The organism is Shewanella electrodiphila (genome assembly GCF_023283985.1).
Taxonomy (GTDB): Bacteria; Pseudomonadota; Gammaproteobacteria; order Enterobacterales; family Shewanellaceae; genus Shewanella; species Shewanella electrodiphila.
The window spans coordinates 371,467-391,934 of sequence record NZ_JAKIKU010000002.1 but is presented as its reverse complement, the minus strand read 5'-3'; the positions used below and the strand labels follow the sequence as shown (position 1 = coordinate 391,934).

Here is a 20,468-nt window from a genome sequence, read left to right as displayed (position 1 = left end):
TATACAGATCCTTACAAAATTTCGCCAGTGTCACTGCATTAAAGCTTTGATACTTTCACGACTGTGCTAAAATTTCCGTGGACTAATATTGGTCTGCCATATGGAGGTGTAATTCCACCTTTATGATAACTCTTATCATTATAGTATTTATCGCCATTGCAATCTCATTTCTTTGTAGTGTTTTTGAAGCGGTATTACTGTCTGTTACCCCTAGTTACATTGCCAACTTGGCAAAAACTAATCCAAAAGCTGCAAAACGGCTTGATAAACAGAAACAAAATGTGGAATCACCACTGGTTTCTATTCTGACATTAAACACCATAGCTCACACCGTCGGCGCTGCAGTAGCAGGCGCACAGGCAGCAAAAGTTTTTGGTGATGAAATGCTCGGCGTATTCTCTGGTGTGCTTACCTTCTTGATTTTATTCTTTTCTGAAATTATTCCGAAAACATTAGGTGCAAACTATTGGCGCTCTTTAGCCTCTCCGGTTTCGCTCATTTTAGTGTGGATGGAAAGAGCCACTAAACCGTTAATTTGGATGTCATCACAAGTGACAAAGTTAATGGGTAAAGGCGACGAAGGACAATATATCCGTCAAGAAATGAGTGCGATGGCAGAAATTGGCCGCCAATCAGGTGAGCTAGACAAGCAAGAATCTGCGATTTTAACGCAAATGCTGTCAGTGAAAGAAATGCCAGTATCTGCAATCATGACCCCAAGAACTGTGATGTTCAAATTACCGATACATTTATCTCAAGGTGAATTTGTCACGCAATTCTTAGCTAAGCCTTTTACCCGAATTCCGGTATATCAGGATGACCCAGATAATATTATCGGCTACGTTAACCGTAATAATATCATCCAAGCAGAACGATATACGCCTAAGGAATCTATCGGTGTATTGAAAAAGAACCTGCTAGTGATACCTGAGACGGCTAAGATATTACCGATTTTCGAATTAATGATTAAGCGCAATACCAAAATTGCCATGATTGTTGATGAATATGGTTCTGGTGAAGGTATTGTTACCTTAGAAGATATTGTTGAATCCTTACTAGGCTTGGAGATTGTCGACTCCAATGACCCCGTCACTGATATGCAACAATTAGCTCGTAAGTTATGGAGCACTCGCATGAAGCATAAAGGCATTGTATTGTCTGATGATGGTGAGTTCTCTAAACAAGATACGATGGTCGCTGAACAAGCCAAACAAGGTGCTCAACAAAACAATAAGCCTCTTGTCAAGCCAGTCAGTGAACCACTTACTAGAGATAAAAAATCGAGTGATAAAAAGCTGTAAATAAACACGACATAAAATGGCTTTTAGACAAACATTGATTCAAATATAAAGGGAGCATTGCTCCCTTTTTTGACCAAAAAATATCTTTACTGCGTACATCACAGGTGAAAACGAACAGAGTCGAGTTTGTAACCTAGCAAGGGACTCCTACAATCTTTCTCCCTTGTAAATATAGAGGAAATGATGCCGAAAAATTACACGCTATCGCTCGCTCATATCAATGATACCCACTCAAATTTCGAGCCAAGCAAAATTAAATTTAATTTGTCAGTTGATGGCCAAGAGTATCAAGCTGAAACCAAAACGGGTGGTTATGCTCGCCTCTGTTACCAAATAGAAACTGCCAGAAAAAAAGCCCACGATGACCAAAAAGCATTTTTATTTCTTCATGGCGGTGATAGCTTTCAGGGCACGTTATATTTTCGCGAGTTTAAAGGTGCTGCCAATGCGCACTTATTAAATATGTTAAACCCTGATGCCATGGTGTTGGGTAATCATGAAATTGATGCGGGTAACAGCCCGGTTTTAGCCTTCTTAAATCGAATTGAATTTCCACTATTAGCTGGCAATATGGATTTAAGTCAGGAAGTCACCGATAAGGAAGGTCGATTAAAAGACCATCCTATGTTGCTTGATTATGATCCGCAGCTAAAGTGCGCCAAGGTACTGTTAAAACCTTTCTATGACAAAAAAATTGCCATTGTCGGTATCACCCTTGATCAAATGCCATTAATTGCAAGACCCGACCCCGACACTCACTTTATTAACGCTATTGATACTACAGTCAACACCGTGACGATGTTGAAACAGCAAGGTATTGATCACATTGTCATATTAAGCCACTTAGGGCTGGACCAAGACCGTGAGTTAGCCGAAAAAGTTGACGGGATAAGTGTTATTGTTGGTGGTCACTCTCACACACTGCAAGGCAATTTTAGTGACCTAGGCTTAAGCCACACAGAATACGCAGAAGTGATAAATCACACCCCTATCATTCACGCAAGTAAATATGCGGAAGTGTTGGGGCTTGCTGAAATAGAGTTTGACGTTCAAGGCAAGTGTACTGCCATTAATGGCGATAACTACTTTATGCTCGATGAGCAGGTGGATGTTTCATTAATCTCAACTGAGGCGAACGCGGCTAAGCAAATCACGCCAGAACAGATTGCCAAAGTGACCAAACAGTTACAATCCCACTCTGGCGTATTAGGCGATGAAGCTAACCAAGCAGTACACGACACTATTATGCGGGATTATCGCCCTGCGTTAAACGCCCTCGAAGAGCAAGTACTCGCCCATATTCCACGAGATTTGATCCACACTCGATTGCCCAGCAAGCACTTCCCCCATGGCAGTGAAATCGCGCCTTGGGTGTGCCGTAGTATGTATAAAGCCACTAAATTATCTGAGCCAGAATTAGACTTTGCATTACATAATGCAGGCGGCGTAAGGCAATCATTAAATAAAGGTAACTTATCCGTCGCTGATGTGCTCGGGCGAATATTACCGTTTGAGCTACCTTTAGTTAAATATCAAATCCAAGGCCAATACTTATATCAAGTGCTAGAGTCGTCGATTAATGCTGCCACTAACAATGGCGTCACTGGCACAGGCGCAGGCAGCTTTCCGTATACTTATGGGATCAGATACTTCTACGATGGGAAGTTAGAAAAAAATCAACGCATTACCCTTATCGAAGAATATCGACAAGGGCAATGGAGTGAGATAGACAAAGATAAGCTGTATATCGGCGTTTCAAGTGCATACACCGCCGCAGGAAAAGAAGGTTATGACGCATTACTCAAGGCGCACTGGCAACAAGATTTAAATACTATGACCTTGCCAGAAGCCTTTGTCGATTTTGTATCCCAACATGGCAATTTAATTGAAAACCCATTACAACCTAATGTGTACTATATTAGCCATCGATAAAATACAGACTTAGATTGAGCCATTAAAAATAAGCTTAACTAAAAATAGAGATACATAAGAAAAACGATACATTAGCCAAGATTAATATTATTTATGATAATGTAGACTTCACAAATCTGCAGCTGATCACAGACCCTGTGCTAGCTTCATGATTTAATAATGTATCTTTATGTGGATTCATGACTTGAATCATTGCAAATATTAGCCTAATCAAATAGGAAACAATTTCATGAAAGCAAAATTAATCAAATTAGCAGCGGCTGCAACATTAGCATTAGGTGTTTCTTCAGCTTGGGCTGCTGGTATCATGCACCAAGGCGAAGTATTAGACACAATGAACAGCGGTGGCTACACCTACGTACAAGTTAAAGGTGAAGACAAAACTTTCTGGGCAGCTGGCCCACAAGTTGACATTACTAAAGGCGACACTGTTAGCATGAACGAGCAAATGTGGATGAATGATTTCACCAGCAGCACGCTAAACAAAACCTTTGAAGAATTATTATTTGTAGGCAAAATCGAGAAGAAATAACTCGCTTTAGTTTCAGATAAATCAATAATCGGCTAATTTATATTAGTCGATTTTTTTTGGTTAAATGTTCCAGTGGATCATTGATAATGACATTTAAACCTTGTGTTAATTTTATGAACTCAACATCCGAATCTACCTATGAGTAATCTTTTTTCCATTGTTCAGTTTAAGCCAAAGTTTGCTGAAAAAGTCAGTCAATTAGTTCACCTTAGTGTTCAGCACATTGACCATCCTCGCTATAGCCATGAGCAATTAAACGCATGGTCAACAGCCCCTCGTTCAAGAAAACACTGGCAACTGAGATTGCAACGCAGTCAAAGCTGGGTAATGCTCAGCGATACTCAACAACGCGAAACAGAGGATGTCGTGGGGGTTATCAATGTGGAAACCGATTTTCATCATCGAGGCTACATTGATAGTCTTTATATATCGCCATTGTTACAGCGACAAGGGTTGGCAAATCGGCTTTATCAAACTCTGGAATTATGGGCCCAAGCACAAGGCTATACATCACTGAGTGTCGATGCATCTTACTTATCGAAAGGCTTTTTCCTTAAGCAAGGTTTTAAACAAATACAGCCAAGCTATCAAATCACTAAAGACCAAGTCATTAATGGCTTTTATATGACCAAAAGCCTGCTGAAGTAATCTAATACTCAACTAATATAAAACGACAAACTCACTTTTTAAGTAATGGCTGCAGCATTTCTTCTAGGCCATTCAATTTCACTTCATACATTAACGCTAACTGCTCGCCCAATTTTCCCTCAGGAAAACCTTTGCTATGAAACCAGACTAAATAAGGTTCCGGTAATTCCAATAGTTTTCTGCCAGCATACTTACCAAATGGCATTTTTTGATTAATTGCTTCTAAAAGTAGTGCTTCATTCATCTAGATTATATTCCAACATTTTTTATCACATTATACTTTGGCTATATTCATTTGGCTTGATAATCGCCAATAAAATAGATTAACTCATCCTACAGCTTAGAGATTCTCGAAAATATATATGAGCTAGTATCGATTTGAGCAAGTATCGATTTGAAAAAATACAGCTTTGAGTTAGCACAGCTTTGAATTAGCACAGCTTTGAGCTAATACAGCTCAGGTTTACTGCAACAAACTCACTAAATTATTGCTGTTTGGTTAACGCTAAACAAGCTACATGAGAAGATCCACATTGATAACTGCATTTTTATCTCCATTTTAAATATAACATTTAGAAATATAAACTAACCCTATAATACTTTTTAGCTATTAAATAAGCTTGTTCGCCTATCCATTTTTCTGTGTAATTGAATCACAAAATGACAGCGTCAATGTTTTAACGCCCTAAACCACTCAATATCAACCAATTCACCTAACCAACTTTGGCTAAAAACCAATCAGTCAAAAAGCCGCCAATAATGCTGATAAGTCAAAAAGACACCTGCGAGTCAAAACGGCCTTATCGTCAATTTACCGCCAATTGACCTGTTACAACTCACCACATAAAGTTAATAGCATAAAGGTTAAATGTTACTTAAGGTTTAACCGAAAGTTTGACTAAGTATTACTGCAACGAGTGTTTATAAAGTGGTTCTCGTTGCCCCATCAGGAGATGTAAAGATGATCATATTAGTCGGTGGAGAAAAAGGCGGTAGTGGCAAAAGTTGCCTTGCACAAAATGTCGCTGTATTTCTCGCAAAAGATGCTAAAGCAAGCATTATCATGGTTGATTGTGACCCACAAAGAACCACGTCAGACTGGATCCAAGCAAGAAACAATAATCCTGAACTTCCTGCTATTAATTGCGTGCAATTATACGGAAAAATACGCAACGACTTACTTAGTCTCGAGCAACATTATGATTACGTCATTGTCGATTGCGGCGGACAAGATAACTTAGCCCTTCGTGCGACACTTTCAGTGGCATCACATGCCTTAATGCCATTACGCCCTAAACGTCGTGATTTAAAGACCGTTGAACACATGGACGATATCATCGCAACTTGTAAGATGATTAATCCTAAAATGAAAGCTTCATTTGTTATCACCCAATGCCCAAGCTTACCTAATCAAGCCGGTCGAATTTTTGAAGCAAAAGAAGTGTGCAACACTTTCGATATCAACGTGCTTGAAGCAATCACATACAGCCGAAACATTTACGATGACAGTGAAGAATCTGGTTTGTCAGTCATTGAAATAGACCCTAGCGGAAAAGCAGCTAACGAAATTCGCAATATTGCCTGCGAATTGCTGGAAGTTGAGAATGCAGAACAACTTATCCAACAACGTAATGATGCCGGAAACGTTACGCAGCTGAGGGGGACTTATGGGGCTAGCAGATCTCAAGAAAAACGTTACGCCATGTAAAGCACAATTTTCGCCGCAGATGTCGGTTGATGACTTTATTGAAGCAGCAAACTTGTATGCCATGGGGAAACCACAGCGTCATACTCTTTCGCACGATGATTCTAATAAACACGCAATGGAACAATTATTTGCGTTAACCGAAGCCAATGAACCGCTAAATGCAGATTCAAGCAAAGGGAAACCAAAGCCGTTCAGAAGAGCCACATTTACATTAAGTGAAGCAGCAATTGAGCAATTAACCGCCATGAGCTTGAGTAGTCATTCAGCTAAATCTAAATTAATCAGACAACTGATCCAGCAACACTTTTTGTTATCAGAGCAAGAACAACGAGCAATTGAAACTGACATAAACATCAAATAGTCAGCAAATTAAAGGAATCTACATTTAAAAAATAAACTGAAAATACTAGGAATTTACCCAATAATTAATTTGAGTAACGCACTAAAAAAATAAAAATCCCTCCCCCCTCTTTGCTGGCATCAACTTTTGTTGATTGCCAGTTTTTTTATGACTAATTTACACTAGCTTTATTAGCTATATCTAAACTTACCCTTGAAAATCATACTTAGTCGCCCAATAACCTATTTAAGCTTATTACTTATTAACGAGGGCATATGTTTGCACTATTGGCTTTGATCATTGTTTCAATTATTGCCATTGGCCTTATTGTGTCCAAGCCAATGCGAACTCAGCGTCATAGAGAAAAAATAACGCTGCAACCATTTCCTAAAGCGTGGCGAAACATACTTAAGCGTCGATTCCCTTATTTCAAAGCGATGCCAACCGATCTTCAACTGCAACTTAAAAAACACATTCAAGTGTTTATTGCAGAAAAGGAATTTGTTGGCTGTGACGGCTTTGAGATTACAGATGAAGTCAAAGTCACCATTGCGGCTCAGGCATGCTTACTACTACTCAATCGTAAAACGAACTTTTACCCAAAACTGAAACAGATTTTAGTATATCCATATGCCTTTATTGTCGAGAAAAGAGGCACTGACTTTGCTGGAGTTGAATCTAATCAACGTAATGTTTTACTCGGTGAATCATGGGGGAATGGAAAAATTATATTATCCTGGAAAAGCACTCTTGATGGTGCCGCTGATCCATTTGATGGTCAAAATGTCGTGATTCATGAATTCGCACATCAACTCGATCAAGAAAATGGCCAAGCGAACGGTGCGCCACCTTTGCGAGACATTACAAATTATTCAACCTGGTCGAAGGTGTTAGGTCAGGAGTTTGAAAACCTACAACACTGTGCAAAACAACAAGTCCCCTCATTGTTTAACTATTATGGCGCGACTAACCCTGCTGAGTTTTTTGCCGTTATTAGCGAGACCTTCTTTGAAAAACCCCATGAATTTTACCAACGACACAATTTGCTTTATAAAGAGTTAAGCCAGTTTTATCAGCTTGACCCCATCAACTGGCACTAGTGCCATACTGAGTTGATTTAGTATAAAAATACAACAAGGAATTTCCATGCAAAAAGCGCTTCTTACCTTTCTATTAACCAGCAGTTTATGGGTTATGTCATCACTTCCAGCAGAAGCCAATGACACGATTTCAGTTGAGTCGAGACAGCAAGCCGATACTTTATTAGATAAACTCCATCAAGATGCCAGTGATGCTAATTGGGATAGCTACTTTTCACTTTATGATGAGAGCGCCGTTTTTCTTGGTACCGATGCGACTGAGCGGTGGGATATGAGCCAGTTTGCAGGTTATGCAAGACCCACTGATGGATGGCAATATGAGGTCAAATCTCGCCAGTTATTACAATTTGACAATACCATCGTATTTGATGAGTTACTGCATAGTGCAAGTTACGGTTTATGCCGCGGTACAGGTGCATTGCAACTCACTGAAAATGGTTGGAAGATTGTGCAATACCACTTAAGCATTGCTATCCCTAATGAAAATGCTAAGGCCGTAGCCAAGCTTATAGGAGCAGGATAATAGGAGTAGATTAATAGTTGCTGGTTAATAAGCCCAGAATACTATTTGTCATGATGGCCAATGGCATTAACCCGTTGGCCATCATTATTGGCAGTTTTTTTGTTAATAGCTTTAGTTTATAGCTTTAGTTAATAGCTTTAGTTTATGGCTTTAGTTAATAGCTTTAGTTTATAGCTTGGGCTTATTCTGCATTATAAAACTGCTTAGCGATGATACGTACTATCTCGTTTTTTAACCATTCAGGCCCATAATCATTCATATCGTTGTGTCTGGCTTTTTCAATCGTGACTACAGAAATATTTGCTGCATCTTCATCAACGCCAGGAAGCACACCTTCATCTGCAGGATAATCACTTGCTCGTATAGATAACACTTCAATATCAGGACTTCTTGGCAGAGCCACTCTGCGATGATCTAACGTAATAATACGAGCAACATATTGCACCTGTTTATTTGTGCTTTTGTTTGCCCCTGCAGCATTTAGCTTTGATTTGTTGCTAACAACACCGTAATCAGCTAACCAAGCTGAAATATCGCCGCCATTAGAGTGACCCACCAGGGTGATATGATTAAAGTCATAGTTTGCATAATGATGAGCTTCAGCATGAAGCTCATCACCGCTAAAGTACTCGTGAATGAAATCCAAAGTATTTGCGCCGCGCTGCCAATTTTCAGATCGTGTGTCCATAAATGGCTGAATACCTGACAACGAAGGATCTGACGGTAACTCATGACGAACCGCAATAACTAGCGAGCCATGTTGCTGAAAGAAATGGCTAATGAATTGATAATCCGTATGCAACAATCCATACCCAGAACTTAGAATAACCACAGGGCATGGTTTATCTGGCGTACAAGCAAACTTAGATGAAGGATGATATAACTCAACAGGAATTAATCTATTTCGAGCAGTATCCATAATCTCAAGTGCTTGAGAAGCTTGTGGTGGATTAAGCGTTAATTCAGATGCTGAAGCGGTGAGGTGAAATGAGGTAATAAGGCTGCACAATAAGCTGCAGCACACTAGAAAACGGTAAAGAGTCGAACGACGACAAAAGGAATTAAAGCCATTATTTGAAAGCATTTTCATGTTTAAAACTAACCTCGTGTGTAAAATCAAGCTCATGTTTATAACTAAGTTCGTGTGTAAAATCAAGCTCATGTTTAAGCAGTTTCACAGCAGCAATCCCCATCAAAAGAACAATCACTGTGGGTAAAATGCCTAAAAAACAAACCTGTTGATATGTGAGTTTAAGTGAATATTTGTTACTTTACCGTAAGCCCAAAGCAAAGATTGGCCAATTGAGTTAAATGACAAAAGCTATCAAAATCTTGTTGAGTAAGCTGCCTTGCAGAAAATTGTTTGTCCGCATAAAACAAACCAATCGCTTTATCATTAACGACAATGGGCGCAACCACAAAACCATGTTTAAACTGGCTTAAGTCAAAATCTGAACCAATAAAAGCATCCATATCAGCAGGTGCTCTTTCATCAAACTCGTGCAACCACTTCGCCTTTTTACTGTTTATGCTTTGCAAAAATGGATTACTGTCGCCTGACATTTCAATTAAAAGTTGTTGCTTGAATTTATCCGCATCATCACCAAAAGCAATCCGTGGTGATAGTTGTTTTCGATTAGGAGACAGTAACATCACTGCGCAGCGATCAACTCCTACACCGTCTAAAACCCCTTCTAAAGTTGTTTGCACAACTTGATTAAAATCGGCTTTGTGAATCGCAAACTCTGTCAGCTCACGTAATTTTTTCAGTTGAAGAACCAAATTAGCTTCTCTAAACTGCTGTAAAGGTTCAGGCTTATCTAATGTCGATATTATTTCTGCTGTATCTGGCAAGTGTTGAACGAGTTCAATGGCTCCATAATCTTCAGCTAAACGTATCGTTGCTTCAGCACAGCGACTCAGTCGCGCTTTACATTGCTCTAAACTGATATTTTGAATTTCAGCAGCGGCAGTTAATAATTCATTTAGCTTTTCAGCATTTACATGGGGCTGATTCAAAGCATCTGTAATTTCGTTAGCTAAAAATATACTGCGAATTTCAGGCATTCTTTCATCAGGGTGTGACAAAGATGTGGTGAGCACATCCCCTAAGCCCCAAGCTCTAGCAATGCTTTGCGTTAACTGCGAGAACGAGGTACCAAGTTTTTCCCTGACGATAACTTTCTGCTGCTTGGGCGAGTCACACGCTAATAAGGCTTGATCTAAATGATCAACAAAATCACCGCCAATACTCCAAAAAGCACTTTCCCCGATTCGATATAATAAAGAGGCGATAAACACCTCTTCACGCAAGGCTTCATCATAATCTTTGAGCATCACTCTCGAAATCATTGCCGATTGAAATGAGTGCGCCATCAATTTGATTAAACGCTGATACACGGATTCGGAAAGGTTATGATTTTCTAATAGGCTCGTTAGCAGTTTGGCGGTAATGCAGATATTACGAATGGTATCAAAGCCGAGCACAACTGCTGCACGGCTAACAGTAGTCACATGGCTAGTACCTTTATTATAAATAGCACTATTGGCAACCCGTAAAATACGCGTGGTTAAGGCATTATCGTGCATAACACTTCGACCAAGAGACGCTAATGAAGACACATCATCCTTAGCAAGTTTCTCTAAGTCTCTAATAGTGGAACATAAAGCAGGCATTTCTTGATCACTAATACGTTTAGTCCAGTAATCGACACCTTTTGTTATGGGTAGTGAGGTTTTCAAGTACATACTCATCAATTATGACAGTATTTTTACTATAACCTTTTAATAACAATAAACTCATTATTTTTTGCAAAAAAAAACGGCTCCGAAGAGCCGCAACACAAGCGAATGGTTGAAAACTTACTGGGTAGGAAGTTAAAAATCCTCGCATTAAGAACCACTGCTAGCTTTCGCTAATATTCCGAATACTGGATAAAAACCCGATGAAACCTGTAGGTGAGTAACACCGGGGTAAATCAGCTGCAAAGCAGCTAAACTGTTACAAAGTTAAAAACGATTAAAACTGTTCTTCTTCAGTAGAGCCTGTTAACGCTGTCACTGATGACTTACCGCCTTGAATACAAGTAGTGACTTGGTCAAAGTAACCAGTACCCACTTCTTGCTGATGCGATACGAATGTGTAGCCTTTTTCAGCTGCTGCAAATTCAACTTCTTGTACTTTTTCAACATAGTGCTTCATACCTTCACCACGTGCATAGTCATAAGCTAAATCGAACATGTTGTACCACATGTTATGAATGCCCGCTAACGTAATGAACTGGTACTTGTAGCCCATGTTCGAAAGTTCTTGTTGGAACTTCGCAATCGTTGCATCGTCCAAGTTCTTCTTCCAGTTAAATGAAGGTGAACAGTTATAAGCGAGTAATTGGTCTGGGTACTGTGCATGAATTGCATCAGCAAATTTCTTTGCTTCTTCAAGACATGGTTTAGCCGTTTCACACCAAATCAAATCAGCATAAGGTGCGTAAGCTAGGCCGCGAGAAATAGCTTGGTCGATACCCGCATTAACACGGTAAAAGCCTTCTTCAGTTCGCTCACCAGTCACAAAGTCACGGTCATAGGCATCGCAGTCTGATGTCATTAAATCAGCTGCGTTAGCATCGGTACGTGCAATTACCAGTGTTTCAACACCGCTTACATCAGCCGCTAAACGTGCAGCAACTAACTTTTGAACCGCTTCTTGTGTAGGGACTAATACTTTACCGCCCATGTGACCACATTTTTTAACTGACGCTAACTGGTCTTCAAAGTGAACACCCGCAGCGCCGGCATCAATCATTGATTTCATTAGCTCAAATGCATTCAGTACGCCACCAAAACCAGCTTCTGCATCAGCAACAATCGGTAAGAAATAATCTGTGTAATTTTCATCACCTGGATTCACTTCTTTGCCCCACTGAATTTGGTCAGCACGACGGAATGAATTATTAATACGTCCCACTACAGCAGGTACTGAGTTTGCAGGGTATAAAGACTGATCTGGGTACATAGTGCCCGCTAAGTTAGCATCAGCTGCTACCTGCCAACCTGAAAGATAAATAGCTTCAATACCCGCTTTAGCTTGTTGTACTGCTTGACCACCTGTTAATGCGCCTAAAGAGTTCACATAACCTTTCTTTGCACCGCCATTAATTAGGCTCCAAAGTTTTTCAGCACCACGCTGTGCGATGGTATTCTCAGGCACAACCGAACCACGTAACTTGACGACTTCTTCTGCAGTAAACGGACGCTTAACACCTTTCCAACGTGGGTTTTCAGCCCAATCCTTCTTAATCGCATCAATCTGTTCTTGACGAGTTAGTTGCTTATTAGTGTTAGACATAGTGTTACTCCTTCCTGTGTAATTCGTTTTGTTATGCTATTTAATGTCGGTATTCACACCCCAATGTGTCATACCATTTCTATCTATTAAGCTTGTTACAGCTTGTTGAACTCTTTAAAACTAAGCAGTTAGTAGCTCGTAACCTGGTAAAGTTAAGAAATCAACCAGCTCATCTGAAGTGGTAATTTCATCAAACAAACCCGCCGCTTGATTAAACTTACCTTGGTTAAATCTTTCGCTGCCAAGCTCTTGCTCTACTGTGCCAAGCTCTTCGCTGAGCATGCTTTTGAACAATGCTTTTGTGACTAACTTTCCGTTTGATAATGATTTTTCGTGTTGAATCCATTGCCAAATAGAAGTACGTGAAATTTCTGCGGTTGCTGCATCTTCCATTAAGCCGTAAATCGGCACACAGCCATTACCTTGGATCCATGCTTCAATGTATTGCAGCGCGATTCGAATATTTAAGCGCATCCCAGCTTCTGTTCGCTCACCAGCACAAGGTGCTAGTAGCTCATCAGCTAAAATGGGTGCATCAACATCACGAGTAATATGTAATTGGTTAGTACCAGTACCGATGTAGTCGTTAAAGATGGTCATTGCGGTATCAGCAAGACCTGGATGGGCAACCCAAGTGCCATCATGACCATTGCGAGCCTCTAGCTCCTTATCGCCTTTAACCTTTTGTAAGATGATTTCATTTTCTTCAGCTGTTTTAGCCGGAATTAATGCCGCCATGCCGCCCATCGCTAATGCGCCACGTTTATGACAAGTCTTAATCAGTAAGCGTGAATAGGCACTTAAGAAAGGCGTATCCATGGTCACAGCCTGTCTATCGGGTAAAACACGATCGGCATGTTTATTAAGTGTTTTGATATAGCTAAAGATGTAATCCCAACGTCCACAGTTCAAAGCCACAATATTTGAACGAAGTTCGTAGAGGATTTCGTCCATCTCGAATACCGCAGGCAATGTTTCAATCAAACAAGTACATTTGATGGTGCCAGGCTTTAAACAAAAACGTTCTTCAACAAAAGCGAATACTTTTGCCCACCAGCGAGCCTCAACATGGCTTTCAAGTTTTGGGATATAGAAATAAGGGCCACTACCTTTAGCTAATAACTGGTGGTAGTTGTGATAAAAGTACATTGCGAAATCAAATAATCCACCAGGGATAGCTTCGCCTTTAAATTCAACATGTTTCTCTTTTAAATGCAGACCACGAACGCGGCAAATTAATACAGCTGGATCTTCATCTAAGGTGTAATGCTTACCCGTGTTTTCTGCTGTAAAACTGATATCGCCTCGAACAGCATCACGTAGGTTAATTTGACCTTGAACCACCTTTTCCCAACTAGGTGCTAATGAATCTTCAAAATCTGCCATGAATACTTTCACGTTGGCGTTCAGGGCATTAATAATCATTTTACGATCTACAGGACCGGTAATTTCCACTCTACGGTCAGTGAGATCTTCTGGCATGCCACGAATGCTCCACTCACCATCACGAATAGCGCGAGTTTCTGGCAAAAAATCTGGAAGCTCACCATTATCAATGCGTTGCTGCTTTTGTTTACGCTTACTCAGCAGCTCAGGTACTTCTTCATTAAACTCTTCACACAGCGCAGCAAGTAAAGAAAGCGCGCCATCATTAAAGATTGTTTCTTGGCCAGGGACCTTTGGACCAATTAACGCAAGTTCTGCGCTTGTTGGTAATTCAGTATCAGCACTTGGCTGCGATTTAGCATATTTAGCCACTAATTGTTCTGCTGTCATATTAAGCCCCTTGAGCATAAGTCAGTTTTAAAAAGAGAGAAGCCTGCACATTAAGCATGACTTTATAGATGAAAGCGGGTTGCGCTCTATTTCTCTATCTCCAAAACAAACCTGCCAAAATTTAACCACCAAATGTTTGTTTCGTACTAAAACCTAACCAGAAACGTTTGCATTTGCAACAGCTTGAAATGACCTAAAAACAATCAAAAACATGAAGATAAATTGGTATTACCAAGCCGCACAAACACCCAAGCATATGTTTTAAATGAACTTTTAAATATGACAAACTTTTAACATAATCTTAATGGTAAATTGTCTTACAACTTAACCAGACGTCACAAAAGGTAATTTAAAAGGTAATAAAAAAACATGGTGTAAATTTTAATTTACTCTAATTTTATGTATTTATACCAAAGTAGAATCAAGCTTTTGTTTTGAACTAACCTAAAGGTAAAGCAACCTAAATGATTAAAAACAATGACATAGATAAAGCCCCTCCAAAAGCAAATTCAAACAAGTGTTTTAAATTGACGTTTACGTTAACGAAATAGCAATAGTAGAATAATTACTCTAGAGCTTGACCGATGTTGCCCGATCAACATCACAGAATTTCTTGGTTTCAATGAAAATAAATCGATTTTTTTTATTAAAAAGTAAAAAAACTGTCATTTTTCGATTTTTGAGCTGAAAAACCATCAAAAACACCGCAGTGACTAGAAGGATTAACTGCACGCTTCAACCATATATTCCCCCTCAACTTATGACTTAGGAGAATATGAGGCTAATTCAGAGGGCGTATAATTAACTAAAGCGTTAATTGAAGCGTTAGTTGAAGACTTAGTGCGGGGGGTAGCAAACATGATGGGAATAATCAGACATTAATAGCTAGCCTGCATATGGATGAGCGAACACAGCTAGCGGTTGTAACCGAGCTTTCATGATCAACAATAAGTAAATTAGTGGTCAAATGAATAGTTAAATGAATAGTTAAATGAATAATTAAATGAATAGTTAAAGAAATAGCCAAATGATAATTCATAGCTCTTGTTTTGAATGCTTACAACAGCCCCCCCCCAAGCGAAAGCATTGAAAGGCAATACTCTGAATACTTGTGTCTTAGATTGAGTGACTGATTGATTAAGTGATTAAGTGATTAAGTGAGTACGAACCATAGTCCTCTGACAGGCACAAAGCTCACAGCTCACAGCTCACAGCTCACAGCTCACAGCTCACAGCTCACAATACTAACCCAAAGAATCAATACACAAGAATCTATACGCAAGAACCAAAAGTCTGGAATCAAGAAATAGGCAGCAACAAGAAAGTATGAAGGTAAGTAATGCAGTAACAGCCAACATTGCCACAATAAAAACGATAGATAGCAGTGCTATTTATGAATAACTCGCATTAAGAATAGAAAATAATTGAAACAGCTATAGGTTGTTTGGATTTGTTTTGATATGAGAACTAAGCACGACACTGATATTTAAAAAGAGACATGCCTTACTTAAGACTTAACTACTCGATTTCGACCTTCAGATTTCGCTTTATAGAGCGCGTTATCTGCACGATTTAATATAGGGTCTAAGCTTAAGTCATCGTTAGTTAAATCACTCACCCCAAAACTACCTGTAATCGTAAATTGATGACCAGAGTAACGAGTATTGATATTAGCAAATGCTGTACACAAGCTTTGCGCGCATTCATATGCAAAATCAATATCAGTGAACGGCATAAAGATCGCAAATTCTTCGCCACCTAAACGGCAAACAATGTCACTGGCACGTTTATGTTCAGTAATCGTATCAGCCACCTTTTTTAACGCCCAGTCACCAGTAGCATGGCCGTAACTATCATTAATTTTTTTAAACCAATCTAAATCAATAACAATGACACTAATACTGCCTTGCTGAGCTTGCACTTGAATAAATTCATTCTCAGCTTTTTCGATGCCTGCGCCTCGATTATATAAACCTGTCAACGCATCTATTTGCGCTTGTTTACGGAATTGATTTCGCTGCATCCAAGCTGCTGACAACATCAAACTCAAAAAAGCCACCGTGCCGACTAATACCGTTGAGAACATAAAAGAAGAGCTTTTTTCGTTATTCAACATACTACGCTGCTTAGCAATCATCTCATGATCTTGTACGAGTTGGTTCAGTTCACGAGTTTTCTCTGCAGAATCGAACTTAACCATTTGGTAGGCATTTTCTTTTACTTTTTTCTCATTGATTATCTGCATATCTAAGGCATGAGCTAGAACCTGATATTGATAAGCTTCTTTATATCTACCTTGTCGATTAGCAAGCATTGATAATATTTCACTTACTTTTCTCTTAGGTAACATATAAATAGAATCATTGGGTAGCGCATTGACCAATTCAGCATAATGGGTAGCGGTTTCGAATTCTTTAATATGATAGTGGACTATCGCTAATAGTGCGTTTGTCCTTGATAGTTCGTAGCTGAAATTGAATCTTTGATAAACAATTAAAGCAGTTTCCAACTGCTCTTTAGCTTTACTATATTCACTCATTTCCAGGTTGATTTCAGCTAACCCTTTTAGAGCCATAGCCCCAACAAGAGAAAACTCGTGAGTTTGACAATAAGCGTATGCTTCGTCAAAAGTGGAGGTAGCTTCTTGGTAGAGTCTCAAATTCAAATTGCTGTAGCCTAGTCCTACAAGCCCATAGCAATGGCTTTTAGGTGACTGCTGTTTATTCAAGTCCAATAGTTTCTCAGAAATTCGTTTACTTTCTTTATATGCATCCATGTCTAGGTATACATTTAAAATGCGTAAATATGACTCTAGTTTTAATTCTAGATCTTGGTAGGTTTCTACTCGTTCAAGGTTCTTTCTTAATTCAATAAATGCAGAAGTGTAATTTTCGAGCCCTATATATGAAGTGACCTTATACATATAAGATTGGGTTAATAATATTCTATCTGTTGCCACTTTTTGTACATCATCTAGGCGAATAAGTGCAGTCTCAAAATTGCCTATCATTATTTGTCTTTGGGCATCGATCATCCATAACCTAGCAAGCTGGTCATTATTTAAAATTGAGCTTTTATCATGTAAGGCACTAAAAAGCACTTCCCCTTCATCAGGGGAAGTTTTCATCGTTTTTTCTAATTGCGATAACTCTATATCAATTTGCTGGTCAGTATTGGCAAAAGCAAAAGGACTTAGAAAAAACAAAATCAATAATATAAATTTCAAGCCATTAGCCTAGGAATGATGAACAAACAATATTTTAGATTTATCAACATCCCCAATTAATGCACAGACTTTACCTTCATCGCATGACATTACAGCTTCTTGTTCTTCTTTACTCAAGCCGTAATCCTGCATGACTTTTTCAGGCGAGCTTTCATAGGCTTGTTTTAATTTTGCATCCGAGCTTAAATCCGTTAAAAAAGAGCTAAGTTTTGACATAGTAATTTCCATTTTAGTGTTGAAAGGTTTATCCAATATCGCAAGCTTCAATCCCAAGGCGCTTTAATATGTCGAAATTTAAAGCTAATTGCTCCGAGGGAGGTATTAATAATGTACTAATGGTGCTGAGTTCAACATGAGGCAACTGCTCAAGGTTGAAACGTTCAATTCTAGGTTTTAAATGAGGTAAGGTAGCAGCTTCGTAAATGACTACCTCATGCTCACGCGGATACCACTGTGATAGATGCTCAACTAAGATCTCTAACCGCTCTGATGTTGTCGAAAATTCAGTTAACGTATGTTCGCCAGCTAACGATATTTGCCACAGGAGTAGATGGGTCTTAGGGTTAGGAATATGCTGATACAGCATAAATTGAGTGGCTTCGTAGCTTTGATGTCCGGAAGTGCCAGGATCTATACCTAAATCAGCCCATAGGCACGATTCTGCAGAAATACCTGGCAGCATTTCAGCTTGATAACCTTCTAATCTCGCCTGCTTAATCGATAAATGCGACACACAAGCAAAAACGCCAGGGTGGCCATACAAGGCAACAACCACGTTTAAGCCAAGACGTACTTGTTCGAGTATTGCATCGACCATTTGCGCATAAGTATCACGGCGATTTTTTACTTCACCTTTTTGGGCATAATAAGGCTGAAGTGAGTGATGATTAGCATTTAAACTAACTAGCCAACGTTCAGTAAACCCATCAGGAACCAGCGAAAAAATGATATCTGCATTTTCAATGTAGCTTTTACTTAATACACTGATCTGCCCAGCTAGTTGCAGACCGGTACCTACAAATGTCACCTTACCTGCTGATTTTTGAGGTGCCAGTGATTGTTGATTTTTTTTAGTTTCTTTTGATGACATCGTTAATCATTATTCTTTTTGTCAAATTAGAGCGAATATTAAGCACGTATCGGGCTATGCAGGTTTATGAATTAACTTAATTAATCAATTTTTCTGTCTCAGCTAAAACCTATTCTTCAAACTTATATAATTACTCTTGGATTTACCATATTTTTCTACATTTATGTAACAATTAAGCGCGATTACCTGAGTAATTAGTCAAGTTTACTAAGTTGTGAGGAACTAACTGACAGCTATCCACTCTATTATTCACACAGTTATAGCATCCAACAGTTAATAGCCACTTGTCAGCATAGGGAAGCCTTGGGTATGATGGCGTCAGATTTTTAGGAAATAGCGCAGACAATGATAAACAAAAAACAAAGTCTTACCCTTTTAGGCGCAGTTGCGCTATCAGTATCTTTAAGTGCCTGTAGTGTTTTTGATTGGTTAATCTATAAGCCTGATGTACCGCAAGGTAACTACATGGAGTTACAACAAGTAGAAAAGCTACGTGTTGAAATGACTAAAGAGCAAGCCGAATACATATTAGGTCGCCCAGTACTGCGTGACAGTTTCGCTGATAATATTTGGTATTACGTTTATCACTTTAAAAGTGGTCGTAATGCCAGCGTGACTCACAAAGAGCTTATTTTATACTTCGACGGTGATTTACTCACCAAAGTTGAAGGCGATTACAAATTAAGTGATGACTTTGATACACCACTTAATGAAGGTGCGCTGCCAACCATATCTGCGCCTGTGGTTGCTCCTTTGCTTCCAGAGCAAGAGCCTGACGCCATTCGCCGTGATGCTAAGCCACTGGTTGAAGAAGAACGTATTTCAAAGGAAAATGACGTTCCTAAAGGCGGTAATCAAAATCGGCCAAAAGGCGAGTAACCAAATTATACTCACAAAAAAGCGGACAGCATTAGCTGTCCGCTTTTTTATACGTAAAACTCGTTACACATAGCATTACGCATCAATATCGATATCACATGGATCGCTTAAGTTTATAAATTAAAGCTTAGCACCAGTAATTTTGTTGCTGCGACCTTCTTCTTTCGCTTTTTCAGCTCGCTTGCGGCGTACATCTTTAGGGTCCGCAATGAGTGGCCTATATATCTCAATACGCTGACCTTGTTGCAGCACTTCATCATGCTTGGCTTGGCGGCTGAATACTCCAAGTTTGACCTTTTCAAGATCAATTTCAGGGAAAAAACTGACAATATTACTCTGCTTAACAGCCTCAATAAAAGTGGTGCCAGGCATCACACTAATGGTGATAATTTTTTGTTGCGTAGGGAGCGCATAAATCACATCCACAGAGAATGTTTCAACGTCATTTGTCATTGTAAATTACCTTGGCTCTATCGGTAAAAGCCGTCACCATCGAATTCATTAACTCTTTAAATACTCGGCCAAATGCCATGTCCGCAAGCGGGTTTGAAAACTCAAAATTTAAGTCAAACTCAACTTTGCAAGCATCTTCCGTCAACTCAGTAAAACGCCAAATGCCATCTAAGTTTTTAAATGGGCCATTTTCAAGAGCAAGAGACACGGATTTTCCAGACACAACCTGATTGCGGGTCGTAAACGTTTTACGAATACCCGCTTTAGAGACATCAACCGATGCGACCATTGTCTTACCATCAAACTCAAGGACTTTACCGCCCACACAGCCAGGTAAAAACTCATGGTACGACTCAACGTCATTTACCAGATCATACATTTGCATTGCACTGAAGCGTACAAGCACATTTTTTGAAATTTTTGGCATGAATAACAACACTATCGATAACAATCTGCCAATTTTAACACGCTTGAAGTAAAACGCATCCATTACGATTAAGGAATAAACTCGCATCTTTAAGTGGTTTGGGTATAATCCCTTGATTAGTTTATTCTCTCCCCCATATCTGCAGTATGTGAAAACGAGCAGATCTTTTAAATGGGATAACAGCGGGC

General features: G+C 39.4%; 19 protein-coding genes. 9 read left to right on the top strand and 10 right to left on the bottom strand.

What is annotated here, in order from left to right:
* Nucleotides 1-122: 122 nt before the first annotated feature.
* The 4 genes from L2737_RS05245 (at nt 123) to L2737_RS05230 (ending at nt 4,413) form a co-directional block, all read left to right on the top strand.
* Nucleotides 123-1,301, top strand: a complete 1,179-nt coding sequence (locus tag L2737_RS05245) for a CNNM domain-containing protein (RefSeq protein WP_248955002.1) — start codon at nt 123-125, stop codon at nt 1,299-1,301.
* 183 nt (nt 1,302-1,484) lie between these two features.
* Entirely contained in the window at nt 1,485-3,233 is a 1,749-nt protein-coding gene (locus L2737_RS05240) for a bifunctional metallophosphatase/5'-nucleotidase (RefSeq protein WP_248955118.1), read from the top strand.
* A 229-nt stretch (nt 3,234-3,462) separates the two neighbouring features.
* The gene (locus L2737_RS05235) at nt 3,463-3,765 is read left to right on the top strand and encodes an NrfJ (RefSeq protein ID WP_102528868.1); all 303 of its coding nucleotides are present in this window, start codon (nt 3,463-3,465) and stop codon (nt 3,763-3,765) included.
* A 138-nt stretch (nt 3,766-3,903) separates the two neighbouring features.
* Nucleotides 3,904-4,413, top strand: a complete 510-nt coding sequence (locus L2737_RS05230; protein WP_248955000.1) for a GNAT family N-acetyltransferase — start codon at nt 3,904-3,906, stop codon at nt 4,411-4,413.
* Nucleotides 4,414-4,444: 31 nt separating this feature from the next.
* On the opposite strand, the gene L2737_RS05225 is transcribed toward L2737_RS05230, so the two are convergent.
* A complete protein-coding gene (locus L2737_RS05225; RefSeq protein ID WP_055025682.1) occupies nt 4,445-4,657 on the bottom strand; it encodes a DUF3820 family protein in 213 nt (70 codons plus the stop codon).
* Between the two features lie 717 nt (nt 4,658-5,374).
* Here L2737_RS05225 and L2737_RS05220 point away from each other — a divergent pair.
* The 4 genes from L2737_RS05220 to L2737_RS05205 all read left to right on the top strand — a co-directional run bounded on the left by L2737_RS05220 (nt 5,375) and on the right by L2737_RS05205 (nt 8,084).
* Entirely contained in the window at nt 5,375-6,121 is a 747-nt protein-coding gene (locus L2737_RS05220; RefSeq protein WP_102528870.1) for an AAA family ATPase, read from the top strand.
* Nucleotides 6,081-6,482 (top strand): CopG family transcriptional regulator, encoded by a 402-nt coding sequence (locus L2737_RS05215; protein WP_229372317.1) that lies wholly within the window; start codon nt 6,081-6,083, stop codon nt 6,480-6,482. Before L2737_RS05220 ends, L2737_RS05215 begins: the two co-directional genes overlap by 41 nt.
* A 254-nt stretch (nt 6,483-6,736) precedes the next feature.
* Nucleotides 6,737-7,561: a M90 family metallopeptidase gene (locus tag L2737_RS05210; RefSeq protein ID WP_248954999.1), complete on the top strand. Its 825-nt coding sequence runs from the start codon at nt 6,737-6,739 to the stop codon at nt 7,559-7,561.
* A 46-nt stretch (nt 7,562-7,607) separates the two neighbouring features.
* Nucleotides 7,608-8,084 (top strand): nuclear transport factor 2 family protein, encoded by a 477-nt coding sequence (locus tag L2737_RS05205; RefSeq protein ID WP_248954998.1) that lies wholly within the window; start codon nt 7,608-7,610, stop codon nt 8,082-8,084.
* 181 nt (nt 8,085-8,265) lie between these two features.
* Here the strand turns inward: L2737_RS05205 and L2737_RS05200 are convergent, their stop codons facing one another.
* From L2737_RS05200 to L2737_RS05170, 7 genes are all read right to left on the bottom strand, one after another.
* Complete coding sequence (locus tag L2737_RS05200; protein WP_248954997.1) at nt 8,266-9,174, bottom strand: alpha/beta hydrolase; 909 nt, start codon at nt 9,172-9,174, stop codon at nt 8,266-8,268.
* A gap of 176 nt (nt 9,175-9,350) precedes the next feature.
* Nucleotides 9,351-10,826 carry an HDOD domain-containing protein gene (locus L2737_RS05195; protein WP_428848372.1) on the bottom strand — a complete coding sequence of 492 codons (1,476 nt, stop codon included), beginning with the start codon at nt 10,824-10,826 and terminating at the stop codon, nt 9,351-9,353.
* Nucleotides 10,827-11,103: 277 nt separating this feature from the next.
* On the bottom strand, nt 11,104-12,429 hold the full coding sequence (gene aceA, locus L2737_RS05190) for an isocitrate lyase (protein ID WP_102528875.1): 1,326 nt from the start codon (nt 12,427-12,429) through the stop codon (nt 11,104-11,106).
* A gap of 120 nt (nt 12,430-12,549) precedes the next feature.
* Nucleotides 12,550-14,205, bottom strand: coding sequence for a malate synthase A (aceB, locus tag L2737_RS05185; protein WP_102528876.1), 1,656 nt, complete (start codon nt 14,203-14,205; stop codon nt 12,550-12,552).
* A 1,507-nt stretch (nt 14,206-15,712) separates the two neighbouring features.
* The gene (locus tag L2737_RS05180) at nt 15,713-17,431 is read right to left on the bottom strand and encodes a tetratricopeptide repeat-containing diguanylate cyclase (RefSeq protein WP_248954995.1); all 1,719 of its coding nucleotides are present in this window, start codon (nt 17,429-17,431) and stop codon (nt 15,713-15,715) included.
* A gap of 9 nt (nt 17,432-17,440) precedes the next feature.
* Nucleotides 17,441-17,647: a hypothetical protein gene (locus tag L2737_RS05175; RefSeq protein ID WP_153913335.1), complete on the bottom strand. Its 207-nt coding sequence runs from the start codon at nt 17,645-17,647 to the stop codon at nt 17,441-17,443.
* 28 nt (nt 17,648-17,675) lie between these two features.
* Nucleotides 17,676-18,521: an SAM-dependent methyltransferase gene (locus L2737_RS05170; protein WP_248954994.1), complete on the bottom strand. Its 846-nt coding sequence runs from the start codon at nt 18,519-18,521 to the stop codon at nt 17,676-17,678.
* Between the two features lie 345 nt (nt 18,522-18,866).
* On the opposite strand from L2737_RS05170, the gene L2737_RS05165 reads away from it, so the two are divergent.
* A complete protein-coding gene (locus L2737_RS05165; RefSeq protein ID WP_248954993.1) occupies nt 18,867-19,400 on the top strand; it encodes an outer membrane protein assembly factor BamE in 534 nt (177 codons plus the stop codon).
* A gap of 120 nt (nt 19,401-19,520) precedes the next feature.
* Here the strand turns inward: L2737_RS05165 and L2737_RS05160 are convergent, their stop codons facing one another.
* Nucleotides 19,521-19,853 (bottom strand): RnfH family protein, encoded by a 333-nt coding sequence (locus tag L2737_RS05160; protein WP_229370092.1) that lies wholly within the window; start codon nt 19,851-19,853, stop codon nt 19,521-19,523.
* Nucleotides 19,843-20,280 (bottom strand): SRPBCC family protein, encoded by a 438-nt coding sequence (locus tag L2737_RS05155; RefSeq protein WP_248954992.1) that lies wholly within the window; start codon nt 20,278-20,280, stop codon nt 19,843-19,845. The genes L2737_RS05160 and L2737_RS05155 overlap by 11 nt, the downstream gene beginning before the upstream one ends.
* Nucleotides 20,281-20,468 lie beyond the last annotated feature (188 nt).